Raw genomic sequence first — 17,407 nt, forward strand, 5'->3', positions numbered from 1 at the left:
TTTAAAACGATCAGAGGGAAGGTCAATCTATCCTTTGGAATATTGCTGGTCGTCATTGCTGCGCTATCTGCAGGGTCTATTTTGAGCATTCACAATCTGAAAAAAGAAACGAATTATATCATCGGGCATGATATGGAATTCCACAAACAGCTCCAGCAAATGTCCAAAGCCTACTCAGATATTGAAACCGGGGAACGCGGTTTCGTTATCACAGGCTCAGAGTCGTTTCTTGCTTCATATGGCAATGGCAAAAATATGGTTGATAACAATCTGAAAACGCTCAAGGAATTGAGTGCCGGCAGCAAAGCAAGAATGGACAAGATCACTGAAATTGAAAATACATACAAAGAATGGCTCGTCTGGATTGATACTGTAATTGAAACACGCAGGGACTTTTCAAAAGAAGAGGCTTCCCAGCTTGTTGAATCAGCAAAGGGCAAAGAAACAATGGATAAGCTGAAAAGCCAGATTCAGTCTTTTGAGGAAGATGAGCTGAAGGCTTCTGAAGAAAGGATTGCTCATCTGAACAGCCAGGTGTCAGCTGCACAGACCGGCACCATGGTCCTTGCCGTTGCAGCACTTCTGCTTTCGGCACTGTTTGGATTTACTTTATCCAGAAATATTAAACGGAGCTCAAGTGCAATCAGCTTATCCATGATTGAGATCGCCCAGGCAGGCGGAGACCTGACGAAAAGGATCGAGGTAAAGTCCAAAGATGAGCTGGCAAAGCTGGCTTCTGATGCCAATATGCTGATAGAAGGAATTGCGGGGCTGGTAAGGGAAGTATCCTCCCTGGCTGACAATGTTTCATCCAGCAGCCAGGAGCTGTATGCTTCCAGCGAGGAAACATCCAAAACAATTTCACAGATCGCTGCCAGCGCAGGCCAGATAGCCAGCGGTTCAGAAGAAACCAATAGTAAAATGTCTGCTTCCCTTATCGCAATGGAAAAGCTCAATCAGGCATCAGCCTCCCTCCAGGAGAGTGCCGATTCGGTCAGCTCTGCTTCTCAATCCATGCAGCTGGCTGCAGATGAGGGACAGCAGAATGTCCAGCTCGCTTCTGACAAGATCAGATTGATTGAAAAAAGGATGCAGCAGAATACAGTACTGATCGAAGCACTTGGAAGAAAATCTGCTGATATCAATTCCATCATCAGCACAATTTCAGAACTTGCCGATCAGACAGGCCTCCTTTCACTCAATGCAGCCATTGAAGCTGCCCGGGCGGGAGAATCAGGCAGAGGATTTGCTGTGGTAGCCGATGAAGTCAGGAAGCTGGCAGAACAGTCCCAGCAGGCGGGCAAGCAAGTGACGCTTATCGTCGGCTCCATCCAGGAGGAAATCGCAAAGATCATTGCCGGGAATCAGCAAGGTGCAGAGGAAGTGAAACAGGGCGTCATCATTTCCGAGTCAACGAATACATCGCTTAAGAAAATCAGGGTCAAGGCTGAGGAAACAGCCGGACATATTGAGAAGATGGCTTCTGAGATAACTGCATCCCGAAGCCTGGCAGAAGAAGTCACAGCCGCATTTGATTCGGTTTCTGCGATTGCCAGGGAAACAGCAGCCAGCACTGACTCTTCCGCTGCTGCAGCTGAGGAAGGTTCTGCGGCCATGTCCCAGATAGCCGGCTCCTCGGAACAGCTGTCAAGGCAGGCAGAGCAGCTGAGGGCTTTGGTCTCAAAATTCAAAATCTGAATATGCGAAAAGAAAAGGATTGCCGCAGAGGCAATCCCTTCCTTTTTACCATTTACCGTAGCAGCTTGCGCCGATGATAATCAACAGAATGAACAGAACAACTATTAACGCAAACCCTGCATAGCCGCCTTGCGCGCCTGCAACCGGATATGCCGGATATCCATATCCTCCGCTATAGCATGGATCGCACCCGTAGCCTGAGTACCCATAATTCATTTCGAATCACTCCTCGTTTTCTCTGTTTCTCTTTCCATACACCATATGTATTAGGTACTTGACCTGTATGTGCATTCGCCCATATTATTCATAAAACTAACTGTGCATGCCCAAACCCGCTTAAAAACCCCTTTTAAGATAACATCCATTGAGTTATTATAAAAAGAAAAGTGGAGGCGACTGTTTCAAAAGGAACGCAGGCTAAGAACGCCACGTCCTGTGGCAACACCTGCATGACCCACATCCTGTGGGCCTCAAGCATAAGACGCACAAGAATAAAAGGCGTTCTTTGCCTTTTATTCTTGTGTGGCTTATGACTCGAGCACCTAGGAGCCGGAACTGGACAAAAGAAAAGTGGAGGCGACTGTTCCAAAAGGAACGCAGGCTAAGAACGCCACGTCCTGTGGCAACGCCTGCATGACCCACATCCTGTGGGCCTCAAGCATAAGACGCACAAGAATAAAAGGCGTTCTTTGCCTTTAATTCTTGTGTGGCTTATGACTCGAGCACCTAGGAGCCGGAACTGGACAAAAGAAAAGTGGAGGCTCTTGCTCAGCTTATAAGCATATGACACACCGGGCAGCCCGGAGCAGGATAGTATGAAAAAGTCAAATCGAACATCAGGGGGAACTTGAGACATCGATGAAGATGAAAAGAAGATTAATGGCTGTTATCTCACTGATTTTGGCGGCAGCCTCTCTTTGGAGCCTGCAGATTTTCTCAATGGCGGACGAAGCAGAGGCGACAGTATATGAAAAACTGGCACAAAATGAAGACATCCGGTATATGATCATCGGAGACAGCATCGGCAGGGGCTCAGGAGCCGAGGAGAAGGAGCTTACCTGGTTTGCCCAGCTTGAGGAGCTGCTAAAGGCAAAGTTCCACAATAGTTATAAAAGAGTTTCAGTCGTCCAAAGCGGTGCAACTGCTTTTGAAGGTATATACAAGCTGCAGCATACAGAACATCAGGGAAGCATCGACCTGATTTTTCTTGTATTCGGGGAAAATGACCGCAAGTACATGACAGAACAGGATTTTTCCTATTTTTATGAAATGCTGCTAAGAAAAGCGAAAACGAGATATCCCGCAAGTGAAATTATTACCATTACGGAAAGCCCGCTGGACAATGAACTTTTCACGAATGAAATCGAGAGAATTTCGAACCATTATCACGCAAAAAACGTGAATATGAGAGAAGTATTTAAAAAGTCAGGTCTTGCAGATGAACAATTGACCGAAGATCTGGTCCATCCAAATGGAATAGGCTATAAATTTTATGCTGAAGAGCTTTTTACTCTCATCCTTTCACTTACAGAAGCCAATCCTGCTATTGCTTCACTGGAATCTCCCATCCACGATGCTGCCGATTTTTCCATGGATAGAAAAAGCTATGCCCGAAAGATGGAAGGAGATTTCCGGTATCAAAACGGATTTCTGAAAAGCTCGGCAAAAGGCAGCTTTCTGGAATATGAATTTAGAGGCACTTTTGTAGGTGTAAATGTATTGAGGAGTGACGAAGGCGGCATGCTGGATGTCTTTATAGACGGCCAGTACTACACCACCCTTTCCACCTGGTGGCCATTTGAGAGAAAAAGGGCGCTATATGCAGCAAGCGGGCTGCCCGACGGACCGCATACCATTAGATTTGTCGTAAAGGGCGAAAGGAGCCTCCAAAGTCTATTGACCTACTCGTCTGTCAGCATATCCTCGATAATCGTGCCGGAAAAACAATAAAGAGCACTGGGCTGCCATGCGGCAGTTTTTTTTTGCAGAGGAAACAATTGTAAAGGAGAAAATAAGATGAAAAGCCTTCTGAAAAACTTTATTAATGGTATTCTGACAATTGTACCAATCATTCTGGTGATATTCGTCATATACAAATTATTCATTTTCCTGGATAATCTTCTGGGCAGCACCCTGAAGCCCTATTTGAAGGAAGATTATATTCCTGGCGCGGGACTGCTGGCTACAGCTGCAGCCATTACGATATTGGGATGGCTGTCAACCAAATTCATTACCGGCAGCGTGATCAGGCTCATTGACAGGATACTGGATCGGATTCCGCTGGTTAAGACCATCTACTCTGTCATTAAAGATACAATCAATTCTTTTCTGGGTGAAAAGCGTGCCTTTTCCAAAGTGGCTATTGTCACCATACCTGGCACCGGCATGAAAAGCATCGGTTTCATAACAGCAGAAAATCTGGAACATTTCTATGAGCCTTTGAAAAATGACATTGCTGTCTATATCCCGCAGACTTTTCAGGTGGCAGGCTTCACATTCCTGATTCCAAAGGACAAGGTAGAGATCATTGATGTAAAGCCGGAGGAAGCGATGAAGTTCATTTTATCCGGAGGCATGGCCACCCATAAGGGAAATGGTTCTGAATAGAAAAAAGCCGTCTTCCAACGGCTTTTTTTCATTATTTAATAACAGTGATAACAGGAGTCTCCCCGCGATTTACGGCTCCTAAAGGTTTCTTTTCAATTGAAGAAAGAGCATCTCCATTGGTAATGATTACAGGAGTGACCGTGCTTTTAGCCTTTTCTTTAACCAGATCAATATCAAAGCTCACAAGCTTGTCCCCGGTTTTCACTTTTGAGCCTTCGGAAATATGGGTTTCAAAGCCTTCCCCTTTCATTGATACCGTTTCAAGGCCGATATGGATCAGAATTTCCGCTCCATTTTCAGCTCTTAAACCGATCGCATGCTTTGTAGGGAACACTTGTACAACCTCCCCATCCACAGGTGAAACGACAATTCCTTCAGAAGGTTCAATTGCCAGCCCGTCTCCCATCATTTTTTCTGAGAATACAGGATCGGGCACTTCGGCCAAATCAACCGCCTTCCCTGTCAATGGCGCCTTCAGCACTACCTCGGTAATTTCTTCTTTTTTGCCAAATAATTTCTTGAACATTCAAACACCGCCAATTATTTTTTCTCGCCCTCGCCAAAAAGCTTTTCATACTCTTTATATCCTTCTTCTGCGAGCTTTTCCTTCGGGACGAACCGCATCGCAGCAGAATTGATGCAATAGCGGAGCCCATTAGGCCCGGGGCCGTCATCAAACACATGGCCAAGATGGGAATCAGCTTCCTTGCTCCGCACTTCCGTCCGGACCATGAAATGGCTCATATCCGCTTTTTCAATGATTTCTTCGTCCTGAATCGGTTTGGTGAAGCTCGGCCAGCCGCACCCTGCATCATATTTATCTCTTGAGCTGAACAGCGGCTTGCCGGAAACGATGTCCACATAGATACCGTCATTAAATTCGTTCCAGTATTCATTCCGGAACGGCGGTTCTGTGCCATTGTTCTGCGTCACTTCATATTGCATCGGAGTCAGATTCTTTTCAAGGTTTTCTTTATTCTTCATTTCATGTCCCTCCAGTTATTGCGGATGAACGCATCTCGTCCCGAGCCGACGCGATATGATTCGTATCTGTCCGGGTTCTTCTTATAATAGTCCTGATGATAGTCCTCAGCAGGGTAGAATTCCTTGCCGGGCAGTATCTTTGTCGCAATCGGCTTATTGAACCGGCCGCTCTCCTGAAGCTGCTTCTTTGATTCTTCTGCAAGCTCCTTCTGTTCATCATTATAATAGAAGATGGCAGTCTGGTAGGACTGGCCTCTGTCAAAGAACTGGCCGCCAGGGTCGGTTGGATCAATCTGCTGCCAGTACACATCAAGCAGCCTTCTGTAAGAGTAGACCTCAGGATCGTAAGTGATTTCAACAGCTTCATAGTGCCCTGTCGTTTCGGAGCAGACTTCCCTGTAGGTTGGGTTTTCCACCGTACCTCCTGTATATCCGGAAACTACTTTTTCAATTCCGGGCTCCTGGTCAAATGGTTTGACCATGCACCAGAAACAGCCTCCAGCAAAAACGGCCTTTTCGAATTTCTTCTCATTCACTTGAAGACACCTCTTTCCAGCTTTACATTCACCTTACTCTTATTCCCTTTAAAACAGGGTTTTAAAGCTATCTTCCCTAGATTATCCGATTATGCCGGGTGAGTGCAAGCGCTTTGCATTGATGAGGCGGCAGGCAGCTGTTATGCCCTATTTTATCCAGGAAACCAGGAAATAGAAAAAGCCTCCTTGACTCAGGAGGCTTTCAATATGGGGTATAAGCACCAGATCGGAATAGCATCAGCCATTCTATGTTAATGCCTGGTTTTATGTTTTATTTGTTTATGGATGCTCTTCCATTTTTTCTTTTCATCAGACTGGGCTTTTTTGTCCATCCTTCTGTCGAGGTATGCCAGCTCACGCTGAAGCTTTTTATAGCTCGCAAGCCTGCTTTCTTCCAGTGCCCCATCCTGTATGCTGCCCAGGACAGCGCAGCCTGGCTCATCCTCATGTGAACAGTCCCTGAACCGGCAGGAATCCGCGAGTGCTTCAATATCAGTAAAACTTTCGGACAGCCCATTTTCACTATTCCAGAGCTGAAGCTCCCTCATGCCCGGTGTATCGATAAGCACGCCTCCGTCAGGAAGAAGGAACAGCTCTCTATGTGTTGTCGTATGTTTTCCTTTATCATCATCCATGCGTATCTCCTGCACCTTTTGCACTTCTTTTCCCATGAGATAGTTGGTAAGTGTCGATTTGCCTACACCGGAAGAGCCAAGCAGGGCAACTGTTGATCCATGGCCGATATAGGGACGGAGCTCTGCAATCCCCGATTCAGACATAACACTGACCGGAATCACAGGCACCCCCATGCTGACTGATTCAACGAGCGACTTTTTCTCATCCGCATCTTGACACAGATCTGCTTTGGTCAGGATGATGACGGGATTTGCACCTGACTCCCATGCCAGAAGCAAATAACGTTCGATCCTCCGGAGGTTCAGATCGTCATTCAGCGAATTGACAAGAAAGATGGTTGAAACATTGGCTGCCACAATCTGCTCTTCAGTTGTGTTTCCAGCCATTTTACGGGAAAACTTGCCTGTCCGCGGCAAAAGGGCCTGTATGGTCCCTTTTTGCTCTCCTATTCTTGGCTTCACAGCCACCCAATCACCGACTGCAGGGTAATCTTCCCTGCTGCCTGCCGCAAAGGCATATTTGCCTGAAACCTCGCAAAGCAGCTCACCTTCTTCAGTCCATACGCGGTACATCCTTTTATGTTCAAGAGCCACCCTGCCGGGAATAAGCCCTTCCGCCGCAAAATTATTAAACTCTGTTTCAAAATGTGCATCAAAGCCGATTTGTTTTAAGTTTGTATTCATTATTTCCTCCATGCTGACCGTTTTATTTGTTTTTTGACATAATAAAAAACCATAGGCACACAGCCCATGGTTTTAGTCAGCATAAAAAAGGAATAGAACTATTCTCAGGTTTATACAGCTACTCTCCGGGCCGTGCTCATTGAAAATACAATCTCATTTCTTGCAAATAATAATTTTCCCATAGCACTTCACCCGCTTTCGCTTGTATTTGTTACCATTATATTCTTTTTATCATCAGCTGTAAACACCTTTCTGAAAATTCCGCTAGGCACACACCTATCCTTGGAGGCATATCATACTCTGAGAATATTTGAGGATAGGAGCGGAAAGGTATGTCTTTTAACAGAGATCATCATGATGATTTTGCCAAGGCCAGTAAATACGATCTTCTTGCCAAGTATTATAAGTACAGTGATCCAGCTTTGCATGTTGCTTATTATTATCAGCATTTAAAATATATTAGAAGGGCTGTCCAAAGCATGCGAATGGAAGCCGCCCAGCAGTATGAAAGCATGCGGCAGCCAGCTACGGTCCGGGTTGTGCATGCTTCCCCTGATGCACCCAACGTCGATATTTATGTAAATGGCAACAGGATATTGAAGGATTTCCCTTACAAAGATGTCAGCGGCTATTTATCCCTTCCGGCCGGAAAATACCAGATAGATATCTATCCTGCCGGTGATATGGTGTCAACCGTTCTCAGCAAAAAAGTCACTGTGGAGGGCGGAAAATCCTACACGCTGGCAGCAGCAGGACCGGCTGCCAAATTGAAGCTGCTGGCATTCGAAGATCAGCCTTCTGTACCGGCCGGCGAGACAAAAGCCAGATTCATTCACCTTTCACCGGACGCCCCGGCTGTCGATATTGCCGTCAAAAAAGGAGATGTCATTTTCCCGAACATCTCTTTCAGGCAGGCGACTCAATATTTAGGGCTGACTCCGATGACAGTCGACCTTGAAGTCAGGGTTGCCGGTTCCAGCAATACAGTCCTTTCCCTTCCAGGAGTCAAGCTGCAGCCGAATAAAGTGTATACCATCCTTGCAGTGGGTACAGCGGCCGGGGAACCGCCGCTCGAAGCCCTTATTATTGAGGGATGACCAGGCCTGCGTGCTGCCATCATTTAACCCTGCCGGCCCCATCCCACCAAGCACTCATCAATCGGATCCGGCCATTGCCTGCACAGTTATATTGCCTTGCAGCTATTAATCTCTTATTGGAACGAAAAAAACTGGCTGAAAAATCAGCCAGTTTTTTTATTTAGTAGGAACATATAAGGTAACGCGGATATCATCCTTTTTTAAATCAAACTCATCCACCTTAACTTTAAGATCACTCTTCAGCTTCATATCCTGAAGGGAGACATATATCTGCTCTTTATCAGGCTGGATGACAACTCCTTCTGGGAGCTGATATCTGTCGCGGACAAATTTCAGCACATAAGATACCGGAAGATTCAGCTGGCCGACAGCTATCGATTTCTGGCTAAGGACAACATCGCCGTTGTCCAATGCTTCAGGCTCAAAAGTCAGTTTCATTTCCAGGTTTTGGCTGAATACCGGAAGATTTCCATAAAGCTCGACCTCATCGTCAAGAATCACTTCATAGTCAATGGGACCGTCCAGTCCTTCCTTGGCAATATAGTGGGCAATGATTCTGTTAAGGTCGCTTTTATTGGTTTGAAGATGAAATGGCACATATCCGTCTTCATCCACTTCTGCTGTATTTATCGGTTCATCTTTCGCCGGTAGATTTATCATGATGAAAAAAAGGGCTATGAAGGCAATCACGATCCCCAATAAGAGGAAAAACAGGACCTTCCATTTGTTTTTTTTGTTCAAGTCAATTCTCCTCATTCCTAACTGTATATTTCTGCTGCTCGGCAATCACTTCGAGCGCCTCCCGGCCAATCTGCCTGTAGACTCTTTCAGCAATAAGCTCATACCCTTTATCGTTCGGATGGAAATAATCGGTATACAGCAAATCCTCTGCCTTATTTTCAAATATATCCTTGATATCAATAAAATAAGTATAATCATAGCGGGAAAGAATCTCCCTGCTGGCTTCATTCCAGTTATCCATGATATCAGATATTTCCGTTATATCCGAAAACCATTTATAAAATGGATTATATAGTCCGATCAGTGCAATCTGTGTTTCGGAATTCTCACTCCGAACTGTATCGATGATCTCTTTAAGATTTTTTTCATACTGGGCTTTCTGGCCCGTAAAATCGCTGACATTCAAATTGGAGAAATTCTGCCTTACAACTTTCATGACATCATTTCCTCCGATTGTAATAATGACCAGGTCCGCTTCCGAAATGGCAGACCGGACTTCCGTTGATTTAAGCTTTTTCAGCAATTGGTCTGTCCGGTTTCCTTTCACTCCAAAATTAAGGAATTCAGTCTGCGAGACGCCTTTTTCCTGTTCGAGCTGTTCTTCGAGGTAAGGCAGATAGCCTCCTCTTCCAGTGCTGTCGCCGACACCCTCTGTCAGCGAATCCCCAATTGAAACCACATGAATATCACGGGGAATAAAGTCATTGGGCACCATTTTCTTTTCAACGATGCTAATATCCTTCATTCCCAGATTCTTAGGGGATGAGTTTCCTGCCCCGCTGCAGGAAGAAAGAAGGAAAGCGGCCAAAACAAGTAAGGTGAATGTCTTTTTCATCTAATCACCTGCCTTTTCTAGTATAATTATTATAACACGTTTGCTTTCAATCGAAACCAATCAGGGCTGGAAGCTTCACCGGGACAGAAAAAGAGGCAGCAGGGCCGCCTCTTCGCTTATTGTATCGATTTAATATCCTTGATGATTTCCTCATAAGGTATGTCCTTCAGCCCTGTATAAGATTTAAGGACTTTGCCTTCCTGGTTTATCAGATAAAATTCGGTTCCATGAATCACCTGATCATCCGATTCCGGTTTCACGACAAGAGTCTTAAAGCTTTCCTTCGCAAAGTCCTCGATTTCCTGCTGTCCATAGCCCGTCAGAAAGCTCCAATTGTCATAGTCTGCTTCAAAATTGTCGCCATATGACTTCAAGGTTTCCGGCGTATCAACGGCAGGATCGACACTGAAGGAAACAAACTGAAGATTTTCAATGCCCTCTTCCTTTGCCTTATCCTGAAGCTTCGACATATTGAAGGTCATTGGAAGGCAGACATCCTCACAGCTTGTAAAAATAAAATCTGCAATCCATACCTTGCCCTTCAAGTCAGCAAGTCCTGTCTGTTCCCCAGCCTGGTTGGTGTATGTAAAGTCTTGAACCGTCCAATTATAAGGATTTTCGATACCCTTCTGGCCGCAGGCTGAAAGAATGATCAGCAGCATCAGACCGAGGCTGAATTTCGACACCCGCTTTTTTTTCATATATGATCACCTGCTCTTCATCAGATAGCCATAATTCTAGCAGACGAATTAGAAAGAAGAAAGAAAAAGATATGACAAATCAGTGAACTCATTTTGCAGCTCCTGCTCAATCGATAACGCCGGTCCTGACGATTGTGTTCTCCACATCGACTTCAAATTTTGCCTTTTTGTACAGATTCCGCCATTCATCTTTTGTCATACGCTTTTCACGCTGAAGATGGGCACTGTAAATATTTCCGAAGCCGACAGGATCGGACTCCATTTTTTGAAGCCTTTTCAGCATTGATTCCATCTCCTGCTTGATTTTAAAGGCTGTTTCCTTTTCCAGTGCCTTGATTACCTCGGGATTGCCCAGATCCATGTCGCTTGACACTTCAAGTATACGGGAATCCAGCTCTACATCAATGGCAAATATGATATCTTCCATGTCCTTCAGACGGATTTTCTTTGACGATCTGATATCATCGATCGTAATGAACAGCGGTTCGTCTTTTTGTTCTTCCGTTTCGCTGCTTAAAGGAATAATATACTCCTTTAGTTTCTCCTTCGGAATCTCAAGCTCAAGGTTCCCTGACTCATAGTTGTCTTCTAATGTCTTCAGGTAGAATAATTTTTCTATATCAATCTCTCCTGCCATCCGATCATCTTTAAAGGCAGCCATCCCTGAAATGATCACTTTATCTTCTTCCAGCTTTAAGATGGGGAGGACAGGATCCTTTCCCGGATCAAAAAAGCTGTGATTAAATTCGTGGAGCGTTGGCGAGATGATTAACTCGTCTTTTATGTTCTGTTTGATCAGATTATACAAATAGGTGCCAAGATTGGTCTTCTCTTTTTCCCCTGCCTTTTTCAGCAGGTCTTTTGCTGTCCCTTTGCTGACCGTCAAGTAAACCAGGTTTCCGATTGTAGCATCGCGATTCAATGTGTCCACGAGCTGGATGAGCCCTTTTTCAGCTGTTTCCTCACTGTACACCGCCACCCTCAGCTGTCCTGATACAAGATTGTGAGAGGTTTTGATATTCTGCTTCTGGCGAATGCCCTTGCTTGTGTTGCCGGAGGCTGAAACGATCTGCGTGACATTTTCCTCCTTGGATTCAAAGGTATGCAGCACTGCGGTCCCTTCAATGATATCTCCCTTATCGTCATAGCCAACTGCTGTGATGAGCCCAAGTCTTTCAAGCTGCTTTGTCTTCACGCATCCGGCTATTGGCAGGAAGAGGGCAAGTGCTATCAGGAGACTACGCACCATTTTCATTTTGCTTCCTCCTTCCTGTCAGCTTCTTTTTCAGCAGAACAAGCATCGAGAGCAATGCGGGATAGCAGATCCCTATATAAAATCCAGCCATGCCTATATAATCGGTTATGAGATTCATCTGGTATCTGGCCTTAACAAGGAAACTGCAGCTCCACACCAGGATTGCGATCAGGACTATAAAGGTTTTTTGTTTCATGCCGGGAAATACCCTTTTCATCCCTCTTGAAGCTGCCCAGAGATATAAACAGATATTCGGAAGTATGATCAGCATCCAAAAGGAAACCGCGATGAATTCGAAACGTTCAAGATTGGGGAGACGGACGATCTTGAACATGGAAAGCACCGGCCAAATTGTCTTTTCAAGCCCTTTTTCCCCGAAGAAGCCAATGGAAATGACTGTCACGAGGACGAACAGCAGTGTGGTATACAAGCCCCCAAGCTGGGTATACAAATGGGCCTTTTTTTTATTCTTAATAAAAGGATACAGAAAAAGGAGCATTTCAAATCCGACTATGGAAAGGGACGTTTTGTAGACCCCTTTTAAAATATCTGCATAGCCTCTATTCAGGATGGGCAATAAGTGGGTATAATCAAAATCTCTGGCTGGTATGATGATGATCAGCACAATCCAGAATGTGAGCAGGAATGACATGAAGGAAAAGCCGACAGCAATGCGGACACCGCCCATCACTGCATACACGGACAAGAGCAAAAGAATCATCGCCAGGAACCAGGTGGGCAGGTCAGGAAAAACCCATGCCTGGACTATTTCAACGTAATTCATGACGATAACATAGATGCCCGAAATAAGGTAAAACGTATAGAAGAGGTTAACAAACCTTCCTAAAAAGATGCCGAATACATCATAATGTATCCCGAACAGATCAGCGCTTTCATATTGCTTCAGCATCATGACCGAAAGAAAGATGACTGCTGATACAAGCAGTCCGGCTATTATGATGGAAATCCACCCATCATGCCCCGCTGAAAGATAAACGATCCTCGGGAGGCCGGCGATTCCCACCCCCGTCTGGATAGAATGGATAAGGAAGAACATAAAAAACGCATCAAACAGGAGATTTTCTTTTGGATTTATATTAACCTGGGGCTTCACCTTCACACCTCCCTACTCATCCACATCTTTTGTTTTCGATGCTTTGCGCGGCGGATATCTTGATTGATCTGCAGTCATATTCATCTCTGGCCTTTTTGACAAATACTGAAGCGGAAAGCGAACCATGCTGTAGCGGATATCTTTCCACCTCAGCGGATAAATCGGCGCCAAATACGGCCTGCCGATAGCCGATAATTTCAAAAGATGAATCAGCAGGAAGCAGAAAGAAATCATAATCCCGATTCCTCCCCATAGCCCGGCCATGATGATAATGGGGAAGCGGATGATCCTGATGGCTGTTCCCATCGAATAACTCGGGACTGTAAAGGATCCAAGGGCGCTTAGGGCAATGATGATGATCAGGATATTGCTTGTAAAACCCGCTTCAACCGCAGCCTGCCCGATCACAATACCTCCGACGATACCCATCGTCTGGCCGACCTTCGTCGGCAGCCTTGCACCGGCTTCCCTTAAGAGCTCAATGATAAACTCAAGAAGCAGGGCCTCAAATACAGGAGGAAATGGTACATTTGACCTTGACTGTCCCAAAGAAACAAGCAATGGCGAAGGAATGACCTCATAATGGTAGGTCAATACCGCCACATAGGCCGGCGTCAAAAGGACAGAAAGAAAGATGGACAAAAAGCGCAGCAGGCGCAGGAACGTCCCCATATTCCAGCGCATATAAAGATCCTCGGTCGTTTCAAAAAAGCTGAAAAAAGTGGTCGGCCCATACAAGGCGCTCGGGCTCCGGTCAAGAAGGACTCCCACCTGTCCCTTGATGAGTGAAATGCAGAACCTGTCAGGCAGTTCCGTTGTCAGAATCTGGGGAAAGACCGACCAGCTGTTATCCTCAATATACTGGGCAAGAACAGTAGTATCGGGAACATAGTCAGACTCCAAGTCACTGATGCGCTGGCGGAATGTCCGTACATTGTCTTCGTCTGCTATATCCTTGATATAGAAGAGCTTCGCTTTTAGCTTGCTTCTCCCGCCCACATCCAAATCCTCAATGCATAGATTTGCCCCATTCAGATTTCGCCTGATGATATTGACATTCGATTCAAGCGATTCCGTAAACGAGATCTTCGGGCCATAGACAAGAGATTCTGTTTCGGCCTTCTCAATTGATCTTTCTGCCGTCTTGCCGGTACCAGCAAGGCTTCCAAATGGCTGTCCTTCTATATAGATGTAGGTATTGCCGTTTAATAAAGCCGCTGAGATTTCTTTGAGCCGGTTCGCGGAACTCAGCTCTCCTATCGGGAGAAGGTTGGATATATCCTCGGGCACTAAAGGGCCTTTTGCATTTTGTAGCGGCAAAAGGATTCTTTCGTCCAAAATCAATGCATCTGTCAGCGTTTTTATAAATATGACCGCTATTTTCTGCTCTTCCTTCCGCAGCAGGCGGACATGCAAATCAGGGCTTTCATTCAGTTCCCGGCTGAGTTCTTTTTGCAGCTCATCGATCGTCAATGAATGAGAGCGGGTCTGTTTCTGATCTTTTATTGTGTTTTTTCCTCGTCTGCTTCTGAACATAATGAACACCTTTTTTTATTTTTTTATAGCATTTCCCAATAAAGGTAAAATATCAGCCTGACATTGAAAGCTGTTCCAGCCAAACGGGAAAGGGCCTGAAATAACAAAAGCCAGCCCTAAAAAATAGAAGCTGGCTGCAGAAACGGCTATAATTCTAAGATCGCGGCTGATCGCTGTAGTGATTTTTCATCGTCGTGTAGAAGCTGGTGATGAATCTTGCATAATCAAAGGAAATGGCAACCTTGTGCACAGGATATTCTGCTTTTTCTATATATTTGCGGAAATCTCCAATGCTCTGCCCCTGGCCTTCCCCTTGATCAACCTGGATGATGACAGGCAAATCCTTATACTCTATCACAGCACCGTCAGTCAGTGCCCAAAGTGTAAAAACATCATGAAGAGGGCTTCCGCTTATATCTGGGTCTCTTTTTTTATAAAATTCATAATAATAGTCAACCATCGGCTTTACAAGCAATCCCGGCTTGCTGTTTATCTCTTTATAATATTCATTCAGGCGGTCTATAAGAACGGGGGTCACAATAGCTGACATGGTCACATCAAGCGGAAATATGTGGATCTGCTTAGGGGCCTGCCTGATAACAATATTGGCAGCATAAGGGTCACCGAAGAAATTGGCTTCTGCCACCGGACTGACATTACCGGGAACATTAAAGGCGCCGCCCATAATATAGAAGTCCTTAACCCTGGACATGTAAGATGGATATAAAATAAATGCGGTAGCCAGGGAAGAAAGCCTTCCCACATTCACTATGATAAGGTCGTCCTCGTACTTGGCTATTATTTCTTTTATGCCATCAAAGTTCTCAAAAAATTCCCCTTTCACTTCATATTCAGGCAGCGAAATCGGGCCGAGGCCTTCCAGTCCATGGACATCAGGATAATAGACAGGGTTCTCTCCTGTCAGCGGCAGCTCGGCACCGCTGAACACAGGAATATCAGCAATGCCGGTGACCTCACGCAGATATGCCGCATTTCTCAGCGCATCAAGCCTGGAGATATTGCCATAGTCGGCAACAATTCCAACGATATTGACTTCCTCAGAAAACAGTGCATAAATGGCTGCCACAAAATCATCTATTCCAAAGTCGCTGAAAAACAGGACATTTTTATTTTTGGCCATTGCATCTCCCCCCTATCTAAGATATTGCAGCCGCCTGTCTATGATGGCATTTTTTTGAAGGGTTTATTAAAAGAGTAAGCAAAGGTCTGTCCAAAATAGAAAAAAGCTGGAGATATCCAGCTTTTCTTCAGTCATAATAATACATGAAGCCAATTGCTCCCGGGCCTGTATGCGTGCTGATAATAGGGGTCGTTTCCTCAATTTCGATATTGTCATAGCCTGTCAATTCAACGAGCCCCTCTTTGACCTTCATTGCAAGGTCAAGGCCTTCTGCATGGCAGATGCCTACCCCTTTTATTGTCCTGCCTTTAACATCTTCAGCAAATTGCTTTACAAGATATTTAGCTACCTGTGTATAGCTTCTTACCTTCGTTACAGGAGTATAAACTCCACCTTCCAGCGAGGCAATCGGTTTGATATTCAGCAGGGAGCCAATGAGCGCTTTTCCTTTGCCTATCCTTCCGCCCTTGACAAGATTTTCAAGAGTATCCACGACAACATATAAATGAGTTTTCTCTCTTATCTTTGCAAGCTTGTCTATTATTTCTTCCAGACCAAGCCCTTCGCCGGCCATCTTTGCAGCCTCTTTTACCTGAAAAGAAAGTGCTTTTGAAATGAATCGGGAATCAATCACTGTTACCTTCGCGGAAGACATCTTGGCAGCACTTTCTGCTGATTGGACAGTGCCGCTCATCCCGCCTGTCATATGTATCGACAATACTTCATAGCCTTCTGCCCCAAAACGGTCATAAAGCTCAACGAACTTACCCGGAGGCGGCTGCGAGCTTTTTGGCAGTTCTGCAGAAGTTTTCATTTTTTTCATAAATTCAGAAGGGCTTATATCAATCCTGTCCAGATAGGTTTCGCCATCTATAGTAATCGACAGGGGCACCACTTCAATGCCAAGCTCGGCTGCAAGTGCTGCCGGCAGGTCTGCTGTTGAATCTGTCACTATCTTTACCTTTGCCAAAATATATCACTTCCCAACAATCCACTTATGAATGTAATTATACATGGATTTGGACAGCAAATAAAATAGAAAGCGGTTAAAATGCCAGGTGAAGTTTCTTTGATGCAGTGATTCGGGCAAAATAAAAACGCCGGCAACACCGGCGCAAGGAATTAAGCATTATTTTTTAATTCAACTACATTAAACAGGTGTTCATAATCCTTCCATTTCAGGACTCTTTTCAAATACTCCCTGAATGAGTACACACTACTCCTGCTGGTATCTTTGTGAACGGCCGAGATGAATGTTTTTAAACGGAATTGGATCATAAAGAAATTTGGGCTATCTTCCTCCAATACTGGAATTTCAATGACCTTAACCTTCTGTCCAACAGCATTTTTGAACTCTAGGCTTTTGAATAGCAAAATATCAATCCTCTTTTTCACCCGTTTGTTATATTATACCTCATCATGGTCCCGAAGTGTGTCTAAATATGCGCTGTTCCTGATATTTTTCAAAAAGGTGCAGCAGGTTCCTCATCATATCTGGCTTGCTATCCAATATAAGTGGAGAAGGCATACAGAGGTATATAAAAAAGAAGAGAACAGCAGCAGATTTTTCAGTAATTTCGTTTCAGGCAGATATTTCATATAAGCAAAGCAGCCCAGAAGCGCGCTGAATGATATTTTGACCAGGAGGAAGAGCAGCGGCCCTTTTTCATACAATCCACCCATCACCGGATTTGCTTCCTCTATCAGCCCTGCATTCAATCCCAGACAGGTGGCCAGTGCATCCAGCACATTCAATATTCCTAAATAGATGTATATGCCCCTCATGGACTCACCGCTTCCTATCCTTCTTGATTTATAATCATAATCTCCCATTCTCCAAAGG

The 17,407-nt window shown here is 45.0% G+C and carries 18 protein-coding genes and 2 pseudogenes; 5 read left to right on the forward strand and 15 right to left on the reverse strand.

The features are described 5' to 3' along the window. Positions 1–132: 132 nt before the first annotated feature. Together FZD51_RS26860 and FZD51_RS26865 are read left to right on the forward strand one after the other, a co-directional pair. Positions 133–723 (forward strand): annotated as a pseudogene (locus FZD51_RS26860) (CHASE3 domain-containing protein); the annotation flags it as partial. A 342-nt stretch (positions 724–1,065) separates the two neighbouring features. Beyond that, positions 1,066–1,698, forward strand: a pseudogene (locus tag FZD51_RS26865) (methyl-accepting chemotaxis protein); the annotation flags it as partial. Between the two features lie 45 nt (positions 1,699–1,743). On the opposite strand, the gene FZD51_RS08080 reads toward FZD51_RS26865, so the two are convergent. After that, positions 1,744–1,914, reverse strand: a complete 171-nt coding sequence (locus FZD51_RS08080) for a YjcZ family sporulation protein (RefSeq protein WP_009795448.1) — start codon at positions 1,912–1,914, stop codon at positions 1,744–1,746. A 642-nt stretch (positions 1,915–2,556) separates the two neighbouring features. Here FZD51_RS08080 and FZD51_RS08090 point away from each other — a divergent pair. Together FZD51_RS08090 and FZD51_RS08095 are read left to right on the forward strand one after the other, a co-directional pair. Continuing rightward, entirely contained in the window at positions 2,557–3,648 is a 1,092-nt protein-coding gene (locus FZD51_RS08090; RefSeq protein WP_262380805.1) for an SGNH/GDSL hydrolase family protein, read from the forward strand. Between the two features lie 66 nt (positions 3,649–3,714). Next, positions 3,715–4,305 (forward strand): DUF502 domain-containing protein, encoded by a 591-nt coding sequence (locus FZD51_RS08095; RefSeq protein WP_148974323.1) that lies wholly within the window; start codon positions 3,715–3,717, stop codon positions 4,303–4,305. Positions 4,306–4,336: 31 nt separating this feature from the next. Here the strand turns inward: FZD51_RS08095 and FZD51_RS08100 are convergent, their stop codons facing one another. The 4 genes from FZD51_RS08100 to rsgA form a co-directional block, all read right to left on the reverse strand. Further along, positions 4,337–4,831 (reverse strand): PTS sugar transporter subunit IIA, encoded by a 495-nt coding sequence (locus FZD51_RS08100; protein ID WP_009795664.1) that lies wholly within the window; start codon positions 4,829–4,831, stop codon positions 4,337–4,339. Between the two features lie 14 nt (positions 4,832–4,845). Continuing rightward, positions 4,846–5,289 carry a peptide-methionine (R)-S-oxide reductase MsrB gene (msrB, locus tag FZD51_RS08105; RefSeq protein WP_148974324.1) on the reverse strand — a complete coding sequence of 148 codons (444 nt, stop codon included), beginning with the start codon at positions 5,287–5,289 and terminating at the stop codon, positions 4,846–4,848. Continuing rightward, entirely contained in the window at positions 5,286–5,825 is a 540-nt protein-coding gene (msrA, locus tag FZD51_RS08110; RefSeq protein WP_148974325.1) for a peptide-methionine (S)-S-oxide reductase MsrA, read from the reverse strand. Before msrA ends, msrB begins: the two co-directional genes overlap by 4 nt. Positions 5,826–6,076: 251 nt before the next feature. Then, complete coding sequence (gene rsgA / locus FZD51_RS08115; RefSeq protein WP_148974326.1) at positions 6,077–7,156, reverse strand: ribosome small subunit-dependent GTPase A; 1,080 nt, start codon at positions 7,154–7,156, stop codon at positions 6,077–6,079. A gap of 320 nt (positions 7,157–7,476) precedes the next feature. Here rsgA and FZD51_RS08120 point away from each other — a divergent pair, with 320 nt between their 5' ends. Next, the gene (locus FZD51_RS08120; RefSeq protein WP_148974327.1) at positions 7,477–8,241 is read left to right on the forward strand and encodes a DUF4397 domain-containing protein; all 765 of its coding nucleotides are present in this window, start codon (positions 7,477–7,479) and stop codon (positions 8,239–8,241) included. A 156-nt stretch (positions 8,242–8,397) separates the two neighbouring features. Here the strand turns inward: FZD51_RS08120 and FZD51_RS08125 are convergent, their stop codons facing one another. The 10 genes from FZD51_RS08125 to FZD51_RS08170 form a co-directional block, all read right to left on the reverse strand. Then, a complete protein-coding gene (locus tag FZD51_RS08125) occupies positions 8,398–8,982 on the reverse strand; it encodes a YpmS family protein (protein WP_420886222.1) in 585 nt (194 codons plus the stop codon). A 1-nt stretch (position 8,983) separates the two neighbouring features. Continuing rightward, positions 8,984–9,817, reverse strand: a complete 834-nt coding sequence (locus FZD51_RS08130; protein ID WP_148974328.1) for an SGNH/GDSL hydrolase family protein — start codon at positions 9,815–9,817, stop codon at positions 8,984–8,986. 116 nt (positions 9,818–9,933) lie between these two features. Then, positions 9,934–10,518 carry an SCO family protein gene (locus FZD51_RS08135; protein ID WP_148974329.1) on the reverse strand — a complete coding sequence of 195 codons (585 nt, stop codon included), beginning with the start codon at positions 10,516–10,518 and terminating at the stop codon, positions 9,934–9,936. 106 nt (positions 10,519–10,624) lie between these two features. Further along, positions 10,625–11,773, reverse strand: a complete 1,149-nt coding sequence (locus FZD51_RS08140; RefSeq protein ID WP_148974330.1) for a Ger(x)C family spore germination protein — start codon at positions 11,771–11,773, stop codon at positions 10,625–10,627. Beyond that, entirely contained in the window at positions 11,757–12,887 is a 1,131-nt protein-coding gene (locus FZD51_RS08145; protein ID WP_262380807.1) for a GerAB/ArcD/ProY family transporter, read from the reverse strand. The genes FZD51_RS08140 and FZD51_RS08145 overlap by 17 nt, the downstream gene beginning before the upstream one ends. Positions 12,888–12,899: 12 nt before the next feature. Then, positions 12,900–14,423, reverse strand: a complete 1,524-nt coding sequence (locus FZD51_RS08150) for a spore germination protein (RefSeq protein WP_148974332.1) — start codon at positions 14,421–14,423, stop codon at positions 12,900–12,902. 154 nt (positions 14,424–14,577) lie between these two features. Next, positions 14,578–15,564, reverse strand: a complete 987-nt coding sequence (locus FZD51_RS08155; protein WP_148974333.1) for a nucleoside hydrolase — start codon at positions 15,562–15,564, stop codon at positions 14,578–14,580. Between the two features lie 127 nt (positions 15,565–15,691). Next, positions 15,692–16,534 carry a DegV family protein gene (locus FZD51_RS08160; protein WP_148974334.1) on the reverse strand — a complete coding sequence of 281 codons (843 nt, stop codon included), beginning with the start codon at positions 16,532–16,534 and terminating at the stop codon, positions 15,692–15,694. Between the two features lie 152 nt (positions 16,535–16,686). Then, positions 16,687–16,938, reverse strand: coding sequence for a YpmP family protein (locus FZD51_RS08165; protein ID WP_148974335.1), 252 nt, complete (start codon positions 16,936–16,938; stop codon positions 16,687–16,689). A 114-nt stretch (positions 16,939–17,052) separates the two neighbouring features. After that, a complete protein-coding gene (locus FZD51_RS08170; protein ID WP_148974336.1) occupies positions 17,053–17,397 on the reverse strand; it encodes a DUF5658 family protein in 345 nt (114 codons plus the stop codon). Between the last annotated feature and the right edge of the window lie 10 nt (positions 17,398–17,407).

This window comes from Bacillus infantis (assembly GCF_008180445.1).
GTDB classification, from domain to species: domain Bacteria; phylum Bacillota; class Bacilli; order Bacillales; family Cytobacillaceae; genus Bacillus_AB; species Bacillus_AB infantis_B.

What these genes read in the sequence shown, in the direction of transcription:
- FZD51_RS08080 (WP_009795448.1), bottom strand. Translation starts at nt 1,914, where the DNA reads ATGAATTATGGGTACTCAGGCTACGGGTGCGATCCATGCTATAGCGGA.
- FZD51_RS08090 (WP_262380805.1), top strand. Translation starts at nt 2,557, where the DNA reads ATGAAGATGAAAAGAAGATTAATGGCTGTTATCTCACTGATTTTGGCG.
- FZD51_RS08095 (WP_148974323.1), top strand. Translation starts at nt 3,715, where the DNA reads ATGAAAAGCCTTCTGAAAAACTTTATTAATGGTATTCTGACAATTGTA.
- FZD51_RS08100 (WP_009795664.1), bottom strand. Translation starts at nt 4,831, where the DNA reads ATGTTCAAGAAATTATTTGGCAAAAAAGAAGAAATTACCGAGGTAGTG.
- msrB (WP_148974324.1), bottom strand. Translation starts at nt 5,289, where the DNA reads ATGAAGAATAAAGAAAACCTTGAAAAGAATCTGACTCCGATGCAATAT.
- rsgA (WP_148974326.1), bottom strand. Translation starts at nt 7,156, where the DNA reads ATGGAGGAAATAATGAATACAAACTTAAAACAAATCGGCTTTGATGCA.
- FZD51_RS08120 (WP_148974327.1), top strand. Translation starts at nt 7,477, where the DNA reads ATGTCTTTTAACAGAGATCATCATGATGATTTTGCCAAGGCCAGTAAA.
- FZD51_RS08130 (WP_148974328.1), bottom strand. Translation starts at nt 9,817, where the DNA reads ATGAAAAAGACATTCACCTTACTTGTTTTGGCCGCTTTCCTTCTTTCT.
- FZD51_RS08135 (WP_148974329.1), bottom strand. Translation starts at nt 10,518, where the DNA reads ATGAAAAAAAAGCGGGTGTCGAAATTCAGCCTCGGTCTGATGCTGCTG.
- FZD51_RS08140 (WP_148974330.1), bottom strand. Translation starts at nt 11,773, where the DNA reads ATGAAAATGGTGCGTAGTCTCCTGATAGCACTTGCCCTCTTCCTGCCA.
- FZD51_RS08150 (WP_148974332.1), bottom strand. Translation starts at nt 14,423, where the DNA reads ATGTTCAGAAGCAGACGAGGAAAAAACACAATAAAAGATCAGAAACAG.
- FZD51_RS08155 (WP_148974333.1), bottom strand. Translation starts at nt 15,564, where the DNA reads ATGGCCAAAAATAAAAATGTCCTGTTTTTCAGCGACTTTGGAATAGAT.
- FZD51_RS08170 (WP_148974336.1), bottom strand. Translation starts at nt 17,397, where the DNA reads ATGGGAGATTATGATTATAAATCAAGAAGGATAGGAAGCGGTGAGTCC.